Origin of the sequence: Pandoraea terrae (assembly GCF_902459695.1) — a bacterium.
GTDB classification, from domain to species: Bacteria; Pseudomonadota; Gammaproteobacteria; order Burkholderiales; family Burkholderiaceae; genus Pandoraea; species Pandoraea terrae.
In genome coordinates, this window is sequence record NZ_CABPRZ010000003.1 from 44,073 (window position 1) to 64,833 (window position 20,761).

General features: G+C 63.0%; 23 protein-coding genes. 1 reads left to right on the plus strand and 22 read right to left on the minus strand.

All coding sequences use genetic code 11. The annotated features are described in order from the left end of the window. Positions 1–11 precede the first annotated feature (11 nt). The 3 genes from PTE30175_RS28150 to PTE30175_RS04110 all read right to left on the minus strand — a co-directional run bounded on the left by PTE30175_RS28150 (position 12) and on the right by PTE30175_RS04110 (position 2,304). Positions 12–704 carry an amino acid ABC transporter permease gene (locus PTE30175_RS28150; RefSeq protein WP_191628821.1) on the minus strand — a complete coding sequence of 231 codons (693 nt, stop codon included), beginning with the start codon at positions 702–704 and terminating at the stop codon, positions 12–14. A 3-nt stretch (positions 705–707) separates the two neighbouring features. Next, the gene (locus PTE30175_RS28155; RefSeq protein WP_191628823.1) at positions 708–1,400 is read right to left on the minus strand and encodes an amino acid ABC transporter permease; all 693 of its coding nucleotides are present in this window, start codon (positions 1,398–1,400) and stop codon (positions 708–710) included. Between the two features lie 79 nt (positions 1,401–1,479). Beyond that, the gene (locus tag PTE30175_RS04110) at positions 1,480–2,304 is read right to left on the minus strand and encodes a transporter substrate-binding domain-containing protein (protein WP_150695797.1); all 825 of its coding nucleotides are present in this window, start codon (positions 2,302–2,304) and stop codon (positions 1,480–1,482) included. A gap of 191 nt (positions 2,305–2,495) precedes the next feature. Between PTE30175_RS04110 and PTE30175_RS04115 the strand changes: the two genes are divergently transcribed. Further along, the gene (locus tag PTE30175_RS04115) at positions 2,496–3,365 is read left to right on the plus strand and encodes a LysR substrate-binding domain-containing protein (RefSeq protein WP_150695798.1); all 870 of its coding nucleotides are present in this window, start codon (positions 2,496–2,498) and stop codon (positions 3,363–3,365) included. Positions 3,366–3,417: 52 nt separating this feature from the next. Here the strand turns inward: PTE30175_RS04115 and PTE30175_RS04120 are convergent, their stop codons facing one another. The 19 genes from PTE30175_RS04120 to PTE30175_RS04205 form a co-directional block, all read right to left on the minus strand. After that, complete coding sequence (locus PTE30175_RS04120) at positions 3,418–4,683, minus strand: ATP-grasp domain-containing protein (RefSeq protein ID WP_150695799.1); 1,266 nt, start codon at positions 4,681–4,683, stop codon at positions 3,418–3,420. Between the two features lie 19 nt (positions 4,684–4,702). Then, positions 4,703–6,043, minus strand: coding sequence for a P-loop NTPase family protein (locus PTE30175_RS04125; protein ID WP_150695800.1), 1,341 nt, complete (start codon positions 6,041–6,043; stop codon positions 4,703–4,705). 66 nt (positions 6,044–6,109) lie between these two features. Further along, the gene (locus PTE30175_RS28505) at positions 6,110–6,601 is read right to left on the minus strand and encodes a thiamine pyrophosphate-dependent enzyme (RefSeq protein WP_263596275.1); all 492 of its coding nucleotides are present in this window, start codon (positions 6,599–6,601) and stop codon (positions 6,110–6,112) included. Then, positions 6,585–7,256 carry a thiamine pyrophosphate-binding protein gene (locus PTE30175_RS28510; RefSeq protein ID WP_224788594.1) on the minus strand — a complete coding sequence of 224 codons (672 nt, stop codon included), beginning with the start codon at positions 7,254–7,256 and terminating at the stop codon, positions 6,585–6,587. The genes PTE30175_RS28505 and PTE30175_RS28510 overlap by 17 nt, the downstream gene beginning before the upstream one ends. Next, positions 7,256–8,167, minus strand: a complete 912-nt coding sequence (gene aepX / locus PTE30175_RS04135; protein WP_150695801.1) for a phosphoenolpyruvate mutase — start codon at positions 8,165–8,167, stop codon at positions 7,256–7,258. The genes PTE30175_RS28510 and aepX overlap by 1 nt, the downstream gene beginning before the upstream one ends. A 210-nt stretch (positions 8,168–8,377) precedes the next feature. Next, positions 8,378–9,586, minus strand: a complete 1,209-nt coding sequence (locus PTE30175_RS04140) for an MFS transporter (protein ID WP_191628825.1) — start codon at positions 9,584–9,586, stop codon at positions 8,378–8,380. 5 nt (positions 9,587–9,591) lie between these two features. Beyond that, positions 9,592–10,026 (minus strand): 4a-hydroxytetrahydrobiopterin dehydratase, encoded by a 435-nt coding sequence (locus PTE30175_RS28515; RefSeq protein ID WP_338044405.1) that lies wholly within the window; start codon positions 10,024–10,026, stop codon positions 9,592–9,594. Between the two features lie 166 nt (positions 10,027–10,192). Further along, complete coding sequence (locus PTE30175_RS04150; RefSeq protein WP_150695803.1) at positions 10,193–11,248, minus strand: pilus assembly protein TadG-related protein; 1,056 nt, start codon at positions 11,246–11,248, stop codon at positions 10,193–10,195. A gap of 10 nt (positions 11,249–11,258) precedes the next feature. Next, positions 11,259–11,684 (minus strand): TadE/TadG family type IV pilus assembly protein, encoded by a 426-nt coding sequence (locus PTE30175_RS04155; RefSeq protein WP_150695804.1) that lies wholly within the window; start codon positions 11,682–11,684, stop codon positions 11,259–11,261. Further along, on the minus strand, positions 11,681–12,538 hold the full coding sequence (locus PTE30175_RS04160; protein WP_150695805.1) for a tetratricopeptide repeat protein: 858 nt from the start codon (positions 12,536–12,538) through the stop codon (positions 11,681–11,683). The genes PTE30175_RS04155 and PTE30175_RS04160 overlap by 4 nt, the downstream gene beginning before the upstream one ends. Next, positions 12,535–13,488, minus strand: a complete 954-nt coding sequence (locus tag PTE30175_RS04165; RefSeq protein ID WP_150695806.1) for a type II secretion system F family protein — start codon at positions 13,486–13,488, stop codon at positions 12,535–12,537. The genes PTE30175_RS04160 and PTE30175_RS04165 overlap by 4 nt, the downstream gene beginning before the upstream one ends. Next, positions 13,485–14,462 (minus strand): type II secretion system F family protein, encoded by a 978-nt coding sequence (locus PTE30175_RS04170; protein ID WP_150695807.1) that lies wholly within the window; start codon positions 14,460–14,462, stop codon positions 13,485–13,487. Before PTE30175_RS04170 ends, PTE30175_RS04165 begins: the two co-directional genes overlap by 4 nt. Beyond that, on the minus strand, positions 14,459–15,841 hold the full coding sequence (locus PTE30175_RS04175; RefSeq protein ID WP_150695808.1) for a TadA family conjugal transfer-associated ATPase: 1,383 nt from the start codon (positions 15,839–15,841) through the stop codon (positions 14,459–14,461). The genes PTE30175_RS04170 and PTE30175_RS04175 overlap by 4 nt, the downstream gene beginning before the upstream one ends. Continuing rightward, positions 15,841–17,058 (minus strand): CpaE/TadZ family protein, encoded by a 1,218-nt coding sequence (locus PTE30175_RS04180; RefSeq protein WP_150695809.1) that lies wholly within the window; start codon positions 17,056–17,058, stop codon positions 15,841–15,843. The genes PTE30175_RS04175 and PTE30175_RS04180 overlap by 1 nt, the downstream gene beginning before the upstream one ends. A gap of 14 nt (positions 17,059–17,072) precedes the next feature. Continuing rightward, on the minus strand, positions 17,073–17,459 hold the full coding sequence (locus PTE30175_RS04185) for a CpaD family pilus assembly lipoprotein (protein ID WP_150695810.1): 387 nt from the start codon (positions 17,457–17,459) through the stop codon (positions 17,073–17,075). 16 nt (positions 17,460–17,475) lie between these two features. Further along, a complete protein-coding gene (locus PTE30175_RS04190) occupies positions 17,476–18,900 on the minus strand; it encodes a type II and III secretion system protein family protein (protein ID WP_191628827.1) in 1,425 nt (474 codons plus the stop codon). Positions 18,901–18,937: 37 nt separating this feature from the next. Beyond that, entirely contained in the window at positions 18,938–19,939 is a 1,002-nt protein-coding gene (gene cpaB, locus PTE30175_RS04195; RefSeq protein WP_150695812.1) for a Flp pilus assembly protein CpaB, read from the minus strand. An 18-nt stretch (positions 19,940–19,957) separates the two neighbouring features. Further along, a complete protein-coding gene (locus PTE30175_RS04200; RefSeq protein WP_150695813.1) occupies positions 19,958–20,455 on the minus strand; it encodes an A24 family peptidase in 498 nt (165 codons plus the stop codon). A gap of 96 nt (positions 20,456–20,551) precedes the next feature. Continuing rightward, entirely contained in the window at positions 20,552–20,725 is a 174-nt protein-coding gene (locus PTE30175_RS04205) for a Flp family type IVb pilin (protein WP_150695814.1), read from the minus strand. Positions 20,726–20,761 lie beyond the last annotated feature (36 nt).

Genomic DNA, 20,761 nt, shown 5'->3' on the forward strand with positions numbered 1-20,761 from the left:
CCTCCGGGCGCTTATGCGAGCCCGGCGCGTTGTCGTGCAATCCGGCGCTCCAGCACCCCGGCGAGACGCGAGATGGTGAAACACAGGACAAAATAGAAGGCGGCCAGCACCAGAAACGTTTGCAACGGCTTGGTCAGCGTGATGGTGTTGACCTGAGCGGCCGAGTAGGTCAGTTCGGGCACGCCGATGACGTAGGCGAGTGAGGTCGCCTTGATGATCGAGACGAACTGGTTGACGATGGATGGCAGCATATGGGCAAGCGCTTGCGGCAGTTGAACGTAGCGCATGCTCTGCAGCCACGACAGACCGTTGGAGCGTGCTGCTTCCATTTGCCCGCGCGGCAGCCCCTGCAGGCCGGCGCGGACGATCTGCGCGAGAAACGCGCTTTCGTACACGATGATCGCGCAGACCGCCGTGGTGAAACCGGAGACCTCCGCGCCGACCACGAGAGGCACGCAGAAATATGCCCAGAAGATGATCATCAACAACGGAATGCCACGCACCAGACGGGTCCACACGCCTGCGGCAGCGCGCATCGAGCGCCAGGGCGAGACCTGTGCCAGCGCGATCAGGATCGCGAGCGGAAATGACGCGACCAAGCCCAGCACGGACAGGATCAAGGTGATCGCCACGCCGCCGAGCGGGCCTTCGGGGTAGGCGCCAACAAGGAAGAGCGGGAGGTAATCGTGAAGAATTTCCAGCATCGCTCAGACCCCTGCGGCCGCCGCCTGGCGCTTGGCGTAATGTTCGGACAGTGCCATCAACGCCAGCGTCCCGGCCAGATACAGCACCGTGGCCACGAGGAACACATCGAAGGTACGGAACGTCGCGTTGTCGATCTGCTTGGTGCGATATAGCAGTTCGTGCACGCCGATCGCCATCGCGAGACTGCTGTTCTTGAACAACAGCAAGGTTTGGTTAAGCAGCGCCGGCATGGCGACGCGAATGCCCTGCGGCAGGATCACGTAGCGAAACCCTTGCAGGTAGGTCAGGCCGATCGACCACGCGGCTTCCTCCTGGGTGCGGGGGATCGCGCGCAAGCCCGAGCGCAGGTCTTCGGAGATGAACGCACCGGAATTCATCGCCAGGGCAATCACGGCGAAGATGAACTCGGTATTGCCGGCGTTGATCCACGTCTTCAAACCTTCGGACAGCAGTTGCGGCACGCCGAAGTACCAGACGAGGATTTGCACGAGCACCGGCACGTTGCGGTGGTATTCGACGACGAGTACGACGAAAGCCTTGCATAGGCGTACCGGCATGGCGCGCAAGGTGGCGAGGGTCACGCCGATCACCAGCGCGAGCACGCCGGAAACGACGAACAGCCGCAGTGTCGTCAGCAAACCGTCCCGAAACAGGCCGAGGTAGCCGTCTTCGAGCAGAAACGAAAGGTCGAACATCGTAGGGAAGGGCAAAGAGGATTGTTACCCGGCACGACTCCCGCGCATGGCGCGGTGGGTCATGCCGCCATGCCGCCGCTCAGTTGATGCGGATCGGTTCGACCTTGTAGTCGCGCGTGAACTTGTAGACGGACTGTGCGCCGAGCCATTTGTCGAAGCTGGTCTGCAGGCCGTTTGACTTCTCGTAGTCGGCAAGGATCTGGTTCACGGCGGCCTTCAGCGCCGGCTCGTTCCGGTTCATCGCCACGCCCCAACGCTCTTCATAAACGGGCTCGTTCAGCAGCCGGTACTGTTCGCCGCCTTTTTGCGCGGCTTCGGCGGCAAAGCGCGCCAGAATCAGTTGGCCTGCCACGAGGCCCTCCACCTTGCCCTGTTGCAGCGCGAGATACGCTGAGGAAATGTCATGGAACGTGAGCAAGTTCGAGTTCGGCAAGCGAGTGACGGCCACGGCCGAAGAACTGGAGCCCTCCGATGCCGAAATTTTCTTTCCGCTGAGGTCGGCCAGCGACTTCACCGGAGAGTCGGCACGCACCAGCACGCGAATCGGCGCCACGAAATACTGATTGCTGAAGTCCACCTGTGCGGCGCGCGCTGGCATCCAGGCGACGGCGGCAGCCAGCACATCGACGCGGCGTGTCTTCAACTCAGGGATGCGCGCTTCCGTGGAGAGGGCGCGATGCTGCAACTTGACGCCGAGGCCCTTGGCCAGCGCGTTGCACACGTCGACGTCGAAGCCGACGATCTGGCGCGTTTTGGTGTCAGGAAACGCATACGGTTCACTGGCGTTTTGCGTGCCGCAAATGAGTGTGCCGCGCGCTTTGATATCTGCGAGTTCGTCGGCGTTTGCTGCGTGTGCGCAAGTCAAAAGTGCCAACGTGAATACGCCGAAAGTCCAATGCCGCATGGTCGAATGTCTCCTGGGTAAATGGATCCGGTGGCCCGGGACACGCGCGCTGCTGCGCGTCGTACCAGGGCTACCCGTGCCGATCGCTTAAATATTGCTTGAGTGTTATGCAGGTTATCGGCCAAAATCGGGCGGCACAATTTAATTTTTATCTTAAATACTTCAATGTTGCTGAACTATCGAGTTCGACCATGCGAAATCTCGACATTGATCTGCTGCGGACTTTCGTTGCGATTGCCCAGCACGAAACGTTTGCCGCGGCAGCTGCGCGGGTAGGCCGGACCCAGTCGGCCATCACGCAGCAGATGCAGCGGCTTGAGCAGGAAATGGGGTGCGCCTTGTTTGAGAAGCGCGGGCGCCACAAGGCGATGACGTCGGACGGCGTGCGGCTGGTGGCCTACGCACACAAAATCCTCGCGCTCAACGATCAGGCCGTGCAGGTGACGCATTCCGGCGGCCCGGCGGAGAAGATTCGCGTCGGCTCGCCGCATGACGTGGCGCAGTCGATTTTGCCGAACCTGCTGCGTCGTCTCTCGAAGCTATCGCCAGACCTGCAGATGGAAATCGACGTTGGCCGCAGCCCGCACCTGATGGATGCGCTGCGCGAGAACGCGCTCGACATGGCGATTTCCACGCGTTATGACGACGCGTTTCCGGGCATCAAGCTGCGGACGTCGCCGATGGTGTGGATTTGCGCAGAGGATTTCGTGTTTAACGCGGCCTTGCCGGTGCCGCTGGTCATGGCCGACGAGATCAGCCTGTTTCGGCAGTTGTCGATCGCGCGGCTCGATGCGAATCACATCCCTTGGCGCACGAGCTACATGTCGGCAACGCTGGTCGGCATCAAGGCAGCGATCAGCGCCGGCTTGGGCGTGACGGCGCGCACTACCGAATTGCTGGATGCCAACATGCGCGTACTGAGTGAAGCGGATGGCTTGCCGCGCTTGCCCGAAGTCGCGTTTTATTTGTACGTGCAGCCGACTTGCGAAAGTCCGGTACTGCGGGAGTTGTTTGACTCGACAGAACATATCGCCACGCGGTTCGGACCGTCGTTCGCCTAGTCCTGGACGCTCCGAAAGGTACTCGGTACCGATGAAGCCGCCGCAGGTGGTCTCAATGTTTCAACCGGATGCCGAGCGATGTTCCAAAACGTTCCGCTATCTCGCTTGCCAAGGTGTCGGCGCGGCCTGTCGCCATGTGCCGGACCTGAAATCTACCGAGAATGGCATTCGCCATGACGGTGGCGGGATAAGTTCTGGGGAAATCGAGATTCAGGGTGACGATGTGGTCTCGATACTCGTCCAACCACGTCAGATCGGGCGATCGCATCAGCATGCCGGCGTCGCCGTTTTGAATCCGCATCGACGCAATGCCCCCGTGTGCTCGTGGATCGGGAACGCTGAACGGCTCCCGCAAGTAGAAGCTCAGGAGCGTTTCGAAAATATTGACGCCTGTGAGATTGGCATAAAGATCGGGCATGCTGCCGCCCATCAATCGGGGATTGACCTCCACCAGGCGCGGTCCCTGCGCTGTGATGATCAACTCCAGATGGAACACGCCGAAGTCTAATCCAAGGGCATCGAGCACCCGGCTCGCATATGAGACGCAGGCGTCCCACTCGTCGGGCGAGAGACTTGCCGGCATCGATATGCCCAGCTCTTCGGTCTCGATGGTGCGGCTTCGTCGGCGGCTCGATACCATGAACACCGAACGTTCACCATCGCGCACGCCAATTTCCACTGAAACCATCGGCCCCAGCAACTTCTCTTCGACGAGAAATCCGGCGCTCAAAACCGACTGAATGCTCTGCGGCAGCGACAAAAATTTCTCAGCAGCCTCTTGCCACGCGCGGGAGAATTCAGCAGGCGTCGAAACGATCGCAGCCAATAGGCTGCTCGCTCCCGATACCGGCTTTAGTACCACCGGGTAACCGATGGCATCGGCGGCAGCCAGCGCGCTACCTTCGTCGAAAACGTGGGCATATCGCGCGGAAGGCGCGCCGGCGGCGTCGAGACAAGCTCTGCAACGTGCCTTGTTTCGTGCGTTGGCGATGCCGGCCCGGGAGGTAAACGGAATTCCAAGGACCTCGGCGGCATAAGCGGCGGGACCTATCGCATAGTCGAGCAGGCCCAGAATTCCGTCAATCGGCGTCTCATCGTGGATTTGCCTCATCGCCAAGAGGACCAATTCCGGGTCCGTTGTGCTCTCCAATTCGACGACGCGGTGAAGCCGTGAGGCAAGCTCGCGGTACCGTTCATCTTCGGCGTACATCCGAAAGGTGCGCGACTTAAAAAATGTGACTCGATGGCCAGCCGCGAGTGCGCTGCTCATTGCCGCAGCCACCTGCCTGTTGCCGTCGACCAGCGTAATGTGCTTCATGTCGATTTCCTGTTGTCGTCTACGCCAGCGGAATACCTTGCGCTTCCTTGCACACTAAATTCGAATCCGCTGACGAAATTTTCTCGCAACCGAGAGGTAATTCCATAATAAGTTCGGGAACCGAAAGGATGTGCCGGTGATGGACTGAATAGTTCAGACGCCAGTCCTCTTCACACTGATATGCGGGCTTTGCAACATCCACAATGCCGGACAGGAGGTGCCCCATGGGTTCAGCCAGGACGCGCCGCACGAAACCATCGACGTTGATCAAGGGGGCGGACGCAAAGAGCCTCGGCGAGGCGCCGCTGAGCCGTAAACATCCGAGCAATCGCTCGATCGCGCCAAATAACGACACCGCGCTCTCCGAGCAGATCACAATGGCCTCGACGCCGGTCATCAGTGCCGGGTCGGAAAGATAGGTCGGCACCCCGGCTTCAATCAAATCTCCGCCGTGCTCGACGATGACGGCTTCCGGTCGGGGGCATTCGTTGCGCCGTAGCGCAGGCGGTATGAGGGAGGGAGGTAACGGCTCCGCCGCACGGACGCGGCGATTCAAATGCCGCAGTCTGTCTCGATAGACCTCCGCTTCAATGCCGTATGTCGTGGGTAATCCGACCGCGGTAAAGTTGAGAGCTCTGGTCGCTCCGCCGCGGATATGCAGTTCCGAGTCCTCCCACCAGCCCGTTCCGGAAGCTTTGAGCGCTGCGCATGGCATGGCGCCGGACAACGCGGAGAGCAACGCTGTCGCCAGCGTCGTCTTGCCGACATCAGTTCCGGTCCCGACCACGAGGATCGACGGCGCATCGTGCGACTCGTCTGCACAAGGGAGAAGCGGGGCGTCCAGCATATTTATCATTCGGCCGGACTCCGGATCGAACAGACCGCCGATGATGCGCACCGTGCCGATCCCCGATCCGCCATTGTGCGGAGCGTCCGCTTGCGCAACGCCGGTAGCGAAACCGATCCCCCCCGCCTCGGCCACCAGCGACAGGGGAGCCGAGCCGAACCGGAACCGTTCCGGAAGGGCCGCCGTGACAAGTTTCGACGACCTTCGCTCACATATCACGCCGAGATAGCGCTCCCCGGGCGCGAGTGGCGCGCGACCGCCCCATAACGTCTCCATGCTGCGATACGTCCCCAGCGAGACAGGTTCAAATACGACGACATCGCCAATTCTCGCGGCGTTTCCGGAGACGTCAACGACATCCAACGGCCGTAGCGCTGCGGGGGCCAGAGGGTAGCGGCCCGAGACGATCTCCTGCTCGACTGAGCCCACGTCCTCCGCGATGAGCGAGATATCGCGCAGCATCGACGATATGCCCATCAGTCGCATCGCTTTGAGCGAATCCACGTGTCTCATGATTTTTCCCCTGATTAGGTTGGATATGGATGCGCTTGGTTTGCGCGCCTGTTCCGCACACGCACACTAGGGTGTCGCGCACTGCATGGCTTCCATGAAGTGCATCTTGTTCATGCAGGGAGATATCGTGGGGCGCCCCAAATCGGCGCGATGCCCCGGACGACAGACCATCTCGACGAACGTGCTGCCGCGCCGTTCAAAAATCCCTGCCAGCACTGCGTCTAGCAATTTTGCGTCCTCAACTCGATACGTCTGCCTGTACCCGCAAGCGAGTGCAATACGGGAAAGATCGAGTGACGAGGCCGCCGTCGGCATACCGCCGACCGAGTCATGAGCGCCATTGTTAATGACCAGGTGCACGAAGTTATCGGCACGTGCGCAATGCGTCATACCGCCCATATGCATCAGCAGTGCGCCATCGCCATCGAGACACACCACGCAGCGATCGGGGCGGACGATCGCTATACCGAGGGCGATTTGTGATGCGTGCCCCATGCCGCCCACCACCAGCAAGTCCTGGTCGTGGCTGTGCCGGCGTCTGTCACGAATCTCGAACAACTCCCGCGCGGCCATCCCTGTCGTACAGATCACTGGAACGTTGGACGGAATCGCTTCGACACAATGTTCGATGACAGCCTCCCGCGATATCAATCCTGGCTCGCGGGGGGGGCTCGTTGCGCCGATAAGGGCCAAACGTACCGTTGCGAATCACCAGTGCCGCGGGCGTTCCGGTGCGCCGCGCCGTACCGACGAGTTTCCTTACAGACGCTTCGAAGTCATCGCTGTGCTCGTCCAAAACCTCATACGGAATATTGAGGAGATTCAGTTGTCCCAGCGTAATGAGACCTTGCCTGACATGCTGCGGCTCGTCGTCCCGCTGCACATCGCCGTCCCAAACCTCGGATCGCCAACCTATCATCAATATAATAGGAATGCGAAATACATTGCTGTCAGCAAGAGACGCAATCGGATTCACGACGTTGCCGAGGCCGGAGTTTTGCAGGTACACCAGTGGAACGTCGCCCGTGGCCACGTGGTGGCCGATGGCAAGGCCGACGGCGCCTCCTTCGCTGCATGCCACGATGTGCTTGTGCGCAGGGAATGAATCGATGAGGCATGAACAAAAGGAATGAAGCAAAGAATCAGGCACCCCGGCGACAAAGTGAATGCCCGCGTCGGTCAGAACCGACAAAAAACGCGCAGGGTCGATCATTATTTTGTTCCCGGGATAAGCTGCAGGATTTCGTCGATCGGAAGGCATTTCTCCTCGGACTCCAGCGTTCTTCCGTGCTTGAGGATATTCAGCGCGACTGTCTGCATTGCGGGGTAGGCGGCACGCAGCAGGTGATTCGCGTAAATGACGATGTTGAAGCCTGCCGTCTCGAGTTCACTGAAATAGGTTTGACCGTAGGTGGTTGGGACGCAGACGGTCGGAACACCGGGGTGGATCGCTTGCAAACGAGCGGCGAATTCCATCACTTCGTCGGGCTTTTTCTGGCGGCTGTGGATCATGATGCCGTCTGCACCGGCATCGATGTACGCCAACGCTCGCTCGATGGCGTCCCCCAGTCCGGACGTCAAAATCAAGCTCTCGATTCGAGCGAAAATCATGAAGTCAGCCGTTACCTGCGCAGCTTTCCCCATCCTGAGCTTGTGGCAAAACGCTGTAATACTCTCCTGCCGCTGACCGGCGCTGGTGCCAAGCAATGAGTTCTTTTTCAGCCCCGTCTTGTCTTCGACGATGACGGCGGAGACGCCGGTCCGTTCGAGCGCGGCGACGTTGAGCGCGAAATGTTCCGGCTGACCGCCGGTATCGCCGTCGATGATCAATGGCTTGGTGGTGACTTCGAATATCTCGTGGATGTTGGGGAGCCGACTCCGAATATCGAGGGCTTCGATGTCGGGCATCCCGCGGACCGTGGAGTCCGTCAGAGAACTCGACCAGAACGCATCGTATTGAACGGTTTCCCCATCGCCATCGAAACATATGCGTTCGGCAAGCAGTGCCGAAATGGGACTGTGCGCTTCAATTACGCGCAGACAACGCTTCGCTTGAAGCAGGCGGCGTAGTGCACTTCGTCGTTGTTCAGTGGTTACGCCTCTGATTGAACTGTCGAGAACCATATTCCCTCTATTCGACGGTTGCCGTCGCTGGTCGACGTCGGGGGGAAGGTTCGACAGCGACGGGGGCCAGAATATCCACTCTTTGTGGACGTTTCAAGGACTCTGCGGGGCAGATGCCCGCACGCTCCGACAAATGGGGGCAATCCCATTGGAGGCGCGCGTACTCGTTTTCGGAAACACTATTTGCAGTCCGACATGACTGTGTGGTTGTCACCTCCTGGAGATAAGACAGATGAGGAGAAATGCTGTCGTCATCGCGAGGTTCACCGACCAAACGGCCGGAGCGCCGAACGCTTCGAATATTTTTACGTTGACGGCATTGGCGGCGGATAAGGAAAGTCCGCCGACCAGCGCGGCAATGCCGAAGGCAGTGGCTGTCAGGTTGGGTGTTATCTGCATGGATATCAAGTAGTCCAGGCGATTGCCAAAGATGATCTCTCCGATCGAAAAGCATAGCATGCCGAGCACAACACTCGAAATGGAGAGAATGGCAATATCGTCGCGCGCGTCATGCCAACGACTCAGGAACCCGAACGTGGCGAAGAATCCCGCAAATCCGAGGAATCCCGTCCATGTCGGTACAAGGCTGACCTTGCGCGATGCCAGGGTTTGAACCAGCACGACCACCACGGTGTTGGTGAGGAACGCGAGCGTAACGTGCAGTTTTCCAAGCTGTCCGTCGAGGAATATCGGGATCAACAATTCGAAATGCGAGTACAGCCAAAAGAACCCGAATTGCAGCGCCAGTATTTTCCAGAAGCCGGGCGTAAAGAGGTGTTTCCACGAAGCAAGAGCACCCCAGCCGCCCGCCTTGCACGAGGCATCACGGACGATGATCAGCAAGAGCAGGTTCGCCAAGTAGATCAGGACGATGATCTGAAAGGCGATGTGAAAATTGTTTTCCACCATCCACACGCCCAGCAGCGGGCCTACGGCGGCGCCGAGATTCAACGATGCATTGCGTAGGCTGACCACTCTGGAAAGCAATGAAGACGAGGCATGGCATCGGCTGAACATCAGCTTTCGCAGGGCCGGATGATAGATGGCGGAACCGAAGCCGTTCAGCAGGGCCGAGGCGATGAGAAGCGCCTTTTCCGGGGGGAGTAACAGGACCGCGAAGGCCGTGCATCGCATCGCAACGCCGCATATCGCTGTCCTCTTTGCCCCTGATACGTCAGTCAGCACGCCCCCGATCACGGACATCGCGCGTTGGCCAACGACCTTGAGGGTGATGAGAAGTGCGGCAAATTCGATGCCATAGCCAAGCGTCTTCGCGACATAGATGCCGAAGAATGGCGTGACGATCGAACTCCCGAGACTGAAGAGCAGGACGCTGGCGAGATGTGTGGTCGACCATCGGTCGAGCAATGTCGCTTGACTGTTCGTTATCCGTACAGATGCCGCGTTTCTTGAACTCATGTGAACTACGGACGTTTCGCTGATGATCTCAACGTGGAGACTATCGCGTATTGCCATGTCTGTGGCACACGCTTTGCCCATGGGAAATAGGAAGACCTGCTGCGTACGACGTTGAAAACGTGGCGAACGGGCAGGTCTCTATGCACTTTCAAGTATAGGCTACGCTGTCGCGGAATGCGGGGGGGCGGAAGTGATTTCGGAATTTCCTCAGTGAAAGCTCCGTCGTTGAACTTCGCGTACAGGAAAGTGCGTGATCGCACCACAGGGGCGGGATTCCGAAGTCGACGGCATCTACGATGCCAGGCCGCCCGCGAGCTGGTCTTGGCCGCCATGATGAAGTCGTTCTCGTGCAGCCGTTTGATCTTCTTCGTCTGCCAGGACACCGTAGCCCATCCCCAGCCGAAGCCGATGTCGGGATGATGCCTCCCGGTCTCGGCCAGTTGTCCAACGGCGGATACAAATTCTTGATCGGGATGCCGGTCTCCGCGTCCCGCAGGAAGCCGATGATTTGCTCTTCGGTGAATCGCTTCTTTATGTCCAATCTCCTGACTACGTGATTGGACTCTAAATCGCCGCGCTACTCAAATCCGGGGAGACGTCGCAGCCTCAGAGCGCCAGCCGGGGCGCGACGTAGGCGCCGTAGTTGGGTCCGAAGCCTGTCGCGAGCACGGGAAGCTTGAAACCGCCGACGAAATGGCCCTGGATGTATTTGCTGCTGCCGCCGTAGGAGCCGTCGATGTGAAAGGCTGCGAAGGCGACGATCGGTACGTACGTCTTCAAATCGGTAATCTGGCTGACCACTGGTATGACCACCGTTACGTTGGTCGGCACCGAGCTGTAAAGCGTGTTCTTCACTCCGGGCTCGAGCCAGATGCTGTCACCAATCGACAGCGGCGCCGGATTGCCGTTGGTGATCAGGTTGCGGATCGTCGGGACATTGTTCGCGTCGACCTGGAACGAAGTCCACTGGCCGGCATCGCAGGTGCCGCCGGTCATCTGGCCGTTGGTGATGTTGATTTCGTAGGGCTTGCCCGTCGACGGGTCGATGCGTGGCTGGTCGGCGTTGCTGTCCCAGTAAAGATTGAAGACGCACTGGCCCAGCGCCACCGGAAACAAACCATCCGCGTTGACGGTGTTGGGGGCCGCCGCGACCGCCACCGCCGTGGCGCTACCGGGCGTGCTGAAAATATTCATCAGACCGCCCAGCAGCAACGCGATCGGCCCGCCGTTCTGATTCGCCGTACGCGTGACTGTCACCTGGACGGCAGGCGCGTCGTAGGTACCGGGCGTAATCGTCGTCGCCTGCAGTGTCGACGGCGTGCCGGTCAAATTCCAGTAACCGGTCTGCACAGTCCCCACCGTGAGTTGGTGTCCGTCCGACGCGTTCAGCGCGACAGCGGTGTTCGTCACGGTTTGCGCAATCGCCCAGTTCGGCCCGCTGGTGCTGGGCGGCAACAATGCGGCCGCGCCCTTCAACGCTGCCGCGTCCGCTGCGTTTTGCAGTTCGTTGCGCGCTACGCTGAGTCTGGCCAGATCCACCGCGAAGGCACCGAAGATCAGCAGCGGGATCAGGAACAACAAGAAAAAGAGGACGACAGAGCCACGCTGCCGCGTGCTGCGGGGAGGTTGGCAACGCCGGGTCTGGAAAGTGTCGCGACGCATGTCAGCCCCCTCATTCGTAGGCCATCGACGTGCTTGCGGTCAGCGTGAGCGGCCCCGTCAGCGCGCTGACGACGGAGCCCAGCACGAGGCCCTGGTACGTGTAGCTCACCGTCACCGTCAAGGGGTTGCCCGACGATGCGCCGCTCGGCGCGCTGACGGTAACGGTCGGCGTGGTCGCGGTGCCGCCGGTGACAAGGTTCTTCTGCGTGTAGCTCACCGCGACGCTGGTGATCTGCGCCGTCGTCAGCGGCGGAACACGCAACACCACGCCGGCGCGTGCCGCTTCGCGGCTGGCGTTGGTGATCACCGCCTTGTCGCACAACAGCAGGCTCACATCGATGATGCCGAACAACACCGTCATCAGGAACGGCAGCACAAGCACGAATTCGAGCGCGACGACGCCGCGCTGCTGGCGCGTGCGCGCGTGCCGCTTCATTGCGCCGCCCCCGGCCGGGCTTGCGCCGCGCCCGCGCCGGTCGGCGTGTCGCCGCCGTCCACGGTACGCGCGGCAAGCTTGGCGCGCACGCGCTCGTAGAAGCGCAGATTGTCATCGACGGACGACGCCGGCAGGTCGGCCAGCAGAATTTTCTTCGCCGCGTCCGCGTTGCCGAGCAGGCCGTAGGCCAGCGCCAGATTCTGGCGGGCCTGAAGCGGCGCACTGGACAGTCCCGTGATATCGAGCAGGACGTTCGCGCCCTCGCGCGGTTTGTTGCTCAGAATGAGCGACAGCCCGAGATCCACGCGCAGCCCCTGCACCTCCGGATGCGCCTGCAGCGCGCGGCGATAGACCGCCTGCGCTTGCGTATGGTGGCCCTGCAGGTCGAGTGCCGTGCCCAAGCCCTCTGCGGCCAGCGTGTTCTCGGGTTGACTGTCGAGCAGCACGCGATACAGACCGACGGCGTCATCGAGGCGGCGCTGCCGCAGCGCCACGCGCGCCAAGCCGAGTTGCGGACCCGGCTGCGCCGGCGCCTGCCTTGCCGCCTGCGTATAGAGCACGCGGGCGCGTTCAAGGTCTCCGGCCTGGTACAGGGTGTCGCCAAGGCCGATCTGCGCCTCGATCGACTTCGGGCTCGCCGTCAGCGCCCGCTCGAACAGGGTGCCTGCCAGTTCAGTGTTGCCGGAGGAAAGCGCACTTTCGGCGAGCCGCAGGTCGGTCGTGTTACCGGTACTTTGCTGCGAGGACAGCGGCCGCACATCGAAGCCGCCGCCACTCGCGCAGCCGCCGAGCAGACCGGCCGTCAGCGCAAGCGCCGTGGCCATCGAGCGAAGGAAAGCGGGGAGCGTTTTCATTGGCGGAAGAGTACGACAAGGCGAATTATGGCGGGGCCGGCCGCGATCAAGCCGACGGTTGGCAGAATGAACAGCATCATCGGCAGCGTCATCTTGGTGGCGAGCTTCGCCGCCTTTTCTTCCAGCGCCATCATTTGCGCCGAGCGCTCGGTGCGCGACAGCACCCGCAGCGACTGGGTGATCGGCGTGCCGTACTGTTGCGACTGGATCAGGGTCGAGACGAGCGAGCGCACCGACGTCAGGCCGATCCGGTTGGCAAGGTTGCGCAAGGCGGCTGAGGTGTCTCCGCCGACCTGCATTTCGTCGGCGGTGACCGAAAATTCGTCGGCCAGTGGCGGGCAAATCGCCCGCAATTCGCGTGCCACGCGCCCCACGCCGACCACCAGGCTATTGCCGGCATTGGTGCAGATGATCAGCAGGTCGAGCGCGTCCGGCAAGCACGAGGTGATCATTTTCTGGCGCCGCTCGATTCGATAGCCGAGCAGGTACTCGGGCACGATCATGCCGCTGATGAGGGCGCCGCCCATCATCAGCGCCCGAAATACGAAATACTCGCCCAAGCGCGGCACGTGCGGGCCGACCGCGATCGCTGCGAGTGCCAGCAGCCCGCCCGTGAACAACTTGAAGCCGATCATTACCGAGACGGCCCGGCGATCGCGGAAGCCCGCGCGCACCAATTGTTCGGCGAGCTTGATGCGTTGCATCGCGTTGATGAAGGGCACCCGCTCGCCGAGCATCGCGAAGCGGTGTGCCAGTCCCTGCTTGAGCTGTCGCGGCTGCAGGCCCGCCTCGGACCGGTGTGCCGCGGCCCCGCGTGCGGCCGCGTAACGGGCACGCTGGGCGATCCGGCGGCGCCAGCCGACGGGGCGTTTGAGCGCCAGGACCATGCCGGCGATCAACATCAGCAACAGCGCGAGGTCGCGGGCGGTATCGGTGACGAGGAAGTTCATCGCGAGGTATCCAGATTCGAGATTTTTCGAATCATCGCGAGCCCGATCACGAGCAGCACGGCGGCCAGCGTCAGCATTTTGTGGCCTGCGCGCGTATTGAACAGCAGTTCAATATACGGTCGGTTCACGAGAAACAGCAGTCCGGTGATGGCGAAGGGCACGGCCGAGATGAACTTGCTGGCAATGCGGCCCTCGGCGGTGAGCGCCCGGGTTTTGATCCGGATATCGCGTCGCGTACGGATGATGCCGGACAGGTTCTCCAGGGTTTCGCCAAGGCTGCCGCCGGTCTCGCGCTGCAGCATCAGGCAAACCGAGAAAAAAGAGAAATCGGCAATCTGGAGCTCCTCCGTGGCGCGGTCGAGCACGTCTTTCAAGTCCGCGCCGAGCAGCAGGCTGTCGCCCATGGTACGAAAGGTCGAGCGTACCGGCTCCTGCGTCTCCTGGCCGGCGATGCTGATTGCCTGCACCACCGGGATGCCGGCGCGAACCGCGCGAATAATCAGGTCGAGCGTATCCGGGAACACCGCCAGGAAGCGCGCGCGAAACTGCTCGATCAGGAAGCGATAGGACATGCGCACGACGAGCACGGGCGCGCCGATCAGGATCAGCGGCCGGCTCCAGCCAGGCGTCGGGGCGAACGCGACCACGATGGCGGCGATGGCGGCGGCGGCGAATGCGCCCAGGCCGATCAGGCGCAGCCCGCCCGTGCCGCTCACCGTTTTGACGCGTTGCACGCGCTCCGCAAACCAGGCCGTAAGCGTGCCGTAGTTCTTTGGACGGCTGAACAGTTCGACATTTTCCACGGGCGTCGCGACCCGCTGGTTGACGATGCGCAACTGCCGGATATGTTGCATGCGCTCCTGAATACGTGGCCCCGGCCGGCGCCGCGCGACATCGCGCAAAGTCGAAAGCAGCATGCCGGCCACCACGATCGAGAAGAACGCGGCGACGGCGACGATATCGGCCGGCGTCATGGCCGCATCGCCTCGACGAGCGCGTCTTCGAGCCCGTAGTAGGCCGCGCGCGTCGCGAACACCGGCCGCATCGACGACGACTCGAACGTTCCTTTGACGTCCTCCTGGAAAGCGCTGGCGTCGTAACGGAATGCGAACAGATCCTGCGTAATGATGACGTCGCCTTCCATGCCGGCAACCTCGGTGATGCGCGTCACGCGGCGCACGCCGTCGCGCATGCGCTCGACCTGCAGGATCAGGTGCACGGCGCTGGCGATCTGGCGCCGGATCGACAGCAGCGGCAGATTGCCGTTGGCCATCATGACCATGCTTTCCAGACGAGTGATAGCGTCGCGCGGAGTGTTGGCGTGGACCGTGGTCATCGAGCCGTCGTGGCCGGTATTCATGGCCTGGAGGACGTCGAACGCTTCCGGGCCGCGCGTTTCGCCGAGAATGATCCGGTCGGGCCGCATCCGCAGCGCGTTGCGCACCAGATCGCGTTGCGAGACCCCGCCCAGCCCCTCGGTGTTCTCGGGCCGGGTTTCCAGGCTGACCACGTGCGGCTGCTGCAACTGCAGCTCCGCGGCGTCTTCGATCGTGACGATCCGCTCGTGCTCGTCGATATAGTGGGACAACGCGTTGAGCAGTGTCGTCTTGCCCGAGCCGGTGCCGCCGGAGATCACGATGTTGAGCCGGCACGCGCTGGCGACCTTCAGCGCGGCGACCATGCCCGGCGAAAGGTTGCCCTGCTGCGCCATGCGCCCCAGCGTGATATTGCGCTTGGAGAACTTGCGGATCGAAATCGACGCGCCGCGGATCGCGATCGGCGGCAGGACCACGTTGACGCGGCTGCCGTCGGCCAGGCGCGCATCGACCATCGGGCTCGATTCATCGACGCGCCGGCCGACCGCGGCCGCGATACGCTGGGCGACGTTGATGACGTGCGTGTTGTCTCGGAACTTCAGCGACGTGAGTTCGAGCCGGCCGTGCCGCTCGGCGTAGACCTGGTCCGGTCCATTGACCAGGATGTCGGTGACCGATTCGTCGGCCAGCAGCGGCTCTATCGGGCCGACCCCGAACATATCGTTGAGAATCTCGTCGACGATCAGTGTCTGTTCGGCTGGGGTAACGTCGAGCCGCTCGCGCAGCGCCGTCTCGGCAGCGATTTCCTCGATGCCGGCGCGCACCTGCTCGCGGGTCTTCATCAGCGCAGCCGACATGTTCATCGACGCGAACACCGTCGCACGGATGGTTTTGAAGGTTTCCGAACGAATCAGGGCTTCGTGGCGGTCGGCCGGCGGGGCCGCCGCCGGCCTCGCAGGCACTGCGGCCACGGCCGGTTCCGGGTTGCCGCCCGCGGGCGCGGCAGGCACGGCCGCGACGCTCTTCAGGCCAAACATCATGGCTTCCTCCCGGGCAGTTTCAGGCGCGCGTACCACGGCGTGGCGGCGGTGGGCGACTCGCGCCCGGTGACGGTGTGCGCGAGCCGCTCGATGGCGCTGGCAAAGCCGCCCGGCTTGCGATCCACGACGGCTTCGCCCAGGTTTTCCGCCTTCGCCAGGGTTTTCGGGTCATACGGCAACTCGTGCAGGGCGAAGTGTCCGAGCGCGCGCTTGAAGTCCGCTGTCTGGACCCGGCCGGGCACCGGCTCCAACGGCGTGTTGAGCAGGAGCGTGACGATCGGCGCTTCGGCGAACTCCTCGGCGAAGCGGATCAGACGCGTGCATTCGCGCGCCGAGTACACCGAGTGGTCGGCAACGATGTAGAGCAGTTCCGAGACTTCGAGCGCGTCTTCGGCCATACGTCCGGCACGGCCCGGCAGATCGAGCAACACGTAGTGGAAATTGCGCTTGAGCGTGTTGATCAGGTCGCGCACAGCGCCCGGCTGCGGGGCAAAGTCGCTGCCATAGGCGAGTTCGGACGACAGCACGGAAAGCCGTTTGCTGTGGGCCACCAGCGCGCGCTCTACGGTCGGCGCATCGACCGCGCGCCCACGCTGCAGCAGCTCGGTCAGGCCATTGTTGCTCGTGAGCGCGAGCAGCGAGTTGCCGGCGCCGCCGTGGGGATTCAAGTCGACATAGGCGACCCGCCGTTGCGCGTGCTCGGCCAGGTGGCGCGCCAGCGAAACAGCAACGGTGGTGACGCCCACCCCGCCACGCGCGCCGACCACGCCGATGACTTTGCCGGTGCGCACCTGGGTGGCGGGATCGTTCGCCGACAGCGCCCGCTGCAGCAGCTCGATTGTCAAGGGCTTGACGAGGTAGTCCTGGACCCCAACCTTGAGCAGTTCCCGAAACAGCCCGACGTCGTTGCGATCGCCGACCACCACCACCGAGACCGACGGCACGCACACCTCGGCCAGGCGCGCCAGATCCGACAGCGGCATGGACGAGCCCGACACGTCGACGATCAACTGGCGCGGCGGCTGCGCGCTCCCCTGCAGTAGCCGGATGGTGTCGTCGAGCGTGCCGACTTGCACGTGCGCGTTGGCGACCGCCTGGTCGTTCACCAGGCTTTGCACCACGTCTTCGCTGCCCTTGTCGGACACCACGGCGAGGAACTCGGGGTTCTCTACGGCCGCGCTGCGTTTGGGGCGGAGGAATTCCAACGCGCTCATATCGATTGTCCCGCTCAGGGCGTGGCCCCGGCGCTCGTGGCCGCCGAGGTCGAGGTGGAATTGAGTGGCTTGATTCGATCTTCAGCGAAGCGACGCACCGCTGCCGCGGCCGTCGCCGCGTCGGCGCCGGCGTAGGGCTTGGGTGCGACCAGGTCGGCCGGGCGCGCGAGCATGGCGGCAAGGTTGCTGTAGGTCGCGCAGCCAAAGGTTACGCCGGGGTATCTGGCCCCCGCATCGACCAGGTGCGACGGCTGTACCATCTTGGCGCAGTCGGGCGGCACGGCGTGCTGGCCATCGAAACCGATGACCGAGGCGTCGGGCAGGCTGAGCGGCGGGCGCGGCGACATGCAGCCGGCGAGCGCGAGTGGCAGCAGGGCGATGGCAATCGGTCGCAAGGGCATCGCGGGCCTCCAGGAATCAGTAGACGAAGCCGGCAGCGCCCACCAGGCGCGGCGTGTCACCCGACAAGGGGTCGAGCCCCAGGCTTCGTTGCAGGACATATTCGATATCGCTGCTCGGCCGCGTGACACTGTCGATCGCCTGACCCAGCCGCCCGGGATCGGTTGGCTGGACGATGTACGGTGTGACGATGACCACGATTTCGGACTTGTTGTTCAGATAGTTCTTCGATGAAAACAGCGCGCCGAGCACCGGCAGCTTGCCCAGGCCGGGCAGTTCTTGCAGCACGTCGCTGGTCTTGCTCTGCAGCAATCCGCCGATCGCGAAGCTTTGCCCGCTGGACAGCTCGACCGTCGTCTCGACGCGGCGCACCGTGAGCGCCGGGATCTTGATGCTGCCGGTCGTGACACTGTTGGCCGCATCGATTTCGCTGACCTCGGGTCGGACCTTGAGGCTGATTCGGTTGTCGGCGAGCACCGTCGGCGTGAAATCGAGCGACACGCCGAACGGCTTGAACGCGATCGTGATCGAGCCGGACTTGTCCTGCGCGACGGGAATCGGGATCTCGCCGCCGGCGAGGAAGCTGGCGGTCTCGCCGGACATCGCCGTCAGGTTCGGTTCGGCGAGCATGGTGAGCAGCCCTTCCTGGTCGAGGGCATCGAGCACGCCGTCGATGCCCCAGTGCGAGGTGTGAAATCCACCGAGGATGGAGAAGGCTTGCGAGGTCGAGGAAGACGCGGCGGTCGTCGCGGCGTTCGCGGCGGCCGCACCCACGAGCGCACCGCTCAGGGAGTTGGTGGCGTTCAACGCCGTGCGTCCGTTGAAGAGTCCGCCGATGAAATTGCCGGAGGCCCCCAGGGAGCTCCAGTTGATGCCGAGCTGCTGCGTGATGTTGCGATCGACTTCCGTGACGCGCACGCGCAGATTGACCTGAATCGGCCGAGACAGTGTCATGCGGTTGACCAGCGCTTCCTTGTTACGCAGGTAGGGTGTGAGCGACTGGATCACGGCGTCCGCGTCGGCGGCGCTTGGCACGACGCCCGCCACCATCAGCGAACCAGGCGCGCTGCTCACCGTCAGCCGGAATTGCGGGAAGCGCGCATCCAGCAGGCGCTGCAGAGATTGCGTATCGACGCTGACCACGATCGTCTGGCGCAGGATCGTGCGGTTGTTCGCGCCCAGTGCGAACACGGTCGTGGTGCCGGCTTTCTTGCCCAGCACGAACACCGTCTGCGGCGTCGGCACGTGGACGTCGGCAACCTCGGGGTCCGCGACGAACACGGCCACGGCCGGTTCAGGCAAACGCAGCATCTCGCCTGCGCCGATGGCGACGGTTAGCATTGGACCCGCGCCTTGGGCATGTGCGCCCTGCGCGAGCACCACGCCGAGCACAACGGCCCAGAGCCACCGTGAGCGAACCATCGAAGACGCCATGCGCCACATATTCAGATCCCTGTCAGCACCCGGGACATCCCGGACATCAGCGTTGCGTTGCCGGGTTGGCGGCCACTTGCGGCTGCCCCGCGGGCGTGGGTGGCGGTGAGCCGGGCGTGGCCGCAGCGCCTGCCGGCGGCGCCGGCGTATTGGTTCCGTCGCCCACCTTCGAGCCCCGGTAGACGATGACCTTCGGCGCCGGCGCGCGAGCGGCGCCGCCAGCCGCCGCCGGCCCATGCGAGGAGGTGCGCACCGCGCGCGAGACGTCGCTTGCCCACACCGGCGGTGTTTGCGGCTCCATCTCGTCGCCGGCGGCCGGTTGTTGGCGATCGCTCGTCGCGAAGCTGCGCAACGCCAGCGACAAGGAACCGAGATGGGTCGCCACCGCGATCACCTGCGCCGTGTGTGGCGTGACCTCGAAGGTGACGGTGCGGGCCCGCTGGTGGGCATCCTTGGGTTGCTCCTTGGTTTCCGCGTCTGCCTTCGGGCGCAGGAAGGCTGAGCCGACGGCCAGCACGCGCACCCGGCTGACCACCGTTTCGGCCGCGACCGAGTGGTCGGTCGGCGCGGGCCTGCCGGGAGTGCCGTCCAACTGTTGCGTCAGCAGGAGATCGACATAATCGCCCGGTTGGATCAGGCCGGCATTGCCCGAGACGTCGTCGATCGCCACAGAGGTCGCGCGCATGCCGGGCTTCAGGGCCGCCGCAAGAAAGCCGGGCGCGTCGGGCTGGATCACGTCGGCCAGGCCGAGCGGTTTGCCCGCGCTGACCGACGTGCGCAGCACCGCGCCTTTCAGGTCGGCGCCGCCGTCCTGCGACTGCACCAGCGCGCCCGGCGGGACCTGCCCGTGCGGGAAGTCGCGCCAGGCAAGATCGCTGTCGCGCAACAGCAGCCCTTGCGGCAAGTCGGCCGCGGCCGCACGCACGTGATCCATCGCCGGCGGCGCGGATGACGCGGGGCGGGACGCGGCGACGTAGAGTGTTCTCAATACGAAGGCACCGATGGCGGCGACGATCAGAAGCCCTGCAATTCTCAATAGGCTGGACATGGTCGCGACCGTACTCGGTTAGACAATCAATAGGGGACGTAGCGCGAGCGGCCAGACAGCCGCCATCCCGCCGAGTGCGAGCGCCACGCCATACGGTACGCCGCGCGCCGGAGCAAACAGCGCCAACATGCCGGGAAGTTGCGCGGACGGATCCCGATAGCGCACGCGGATGGCCAGCATGGCAAGGCCGAGCACAAGTCCGCATGACGACACAATGAACAAAACGGGCCAGGCGAGGGGCGGCCCTGCCCAAAGGAAAACCGCGGCTGCGAGTTTTGCGTCGCCGCCGCCCAGCCAACCAAAATGGAACAGCACGGCCGCTATTGCGAACGCCATAGCGGCCGCGCCGAGATGGCTTGCCAATGACGCCACACTCGCTTGCGCGAACGGTGCGCCCACAAAATACAGCCCGGCCACGAGAAGCACCGCACGCGTCGGCAAGCGGCGGAAGCGGACGTCATGCACCGCCAGGAAGGCCAACGCAAAGCAGGTCGCCAACTTCACCGCGTAGAGCATGTGATCCTCATCCAAGCGCACTACCACCGCCGCAACAGGGTCACGTTACGGAAACGCTCCGAACCCCGTGCGGCACGTGTCGCCAAAGATCATCGATTAGATAATGCCCGAGATCTTGGTCGTCAGTTGGGTAAACAGGCCGGATAGCGCAGGGCTGAAAACGACACCGGCCGCGGCCACTGCGACAACGACAATACCTGCGAGCACCGCGTATTCGAGTGCGCTGACGCCGCGCTCGTCGCGCGACAGGGACTTGATGAATTGCAGCATGAGGACCTCCATCATTAAAGTGACCGGTTGGCCGGC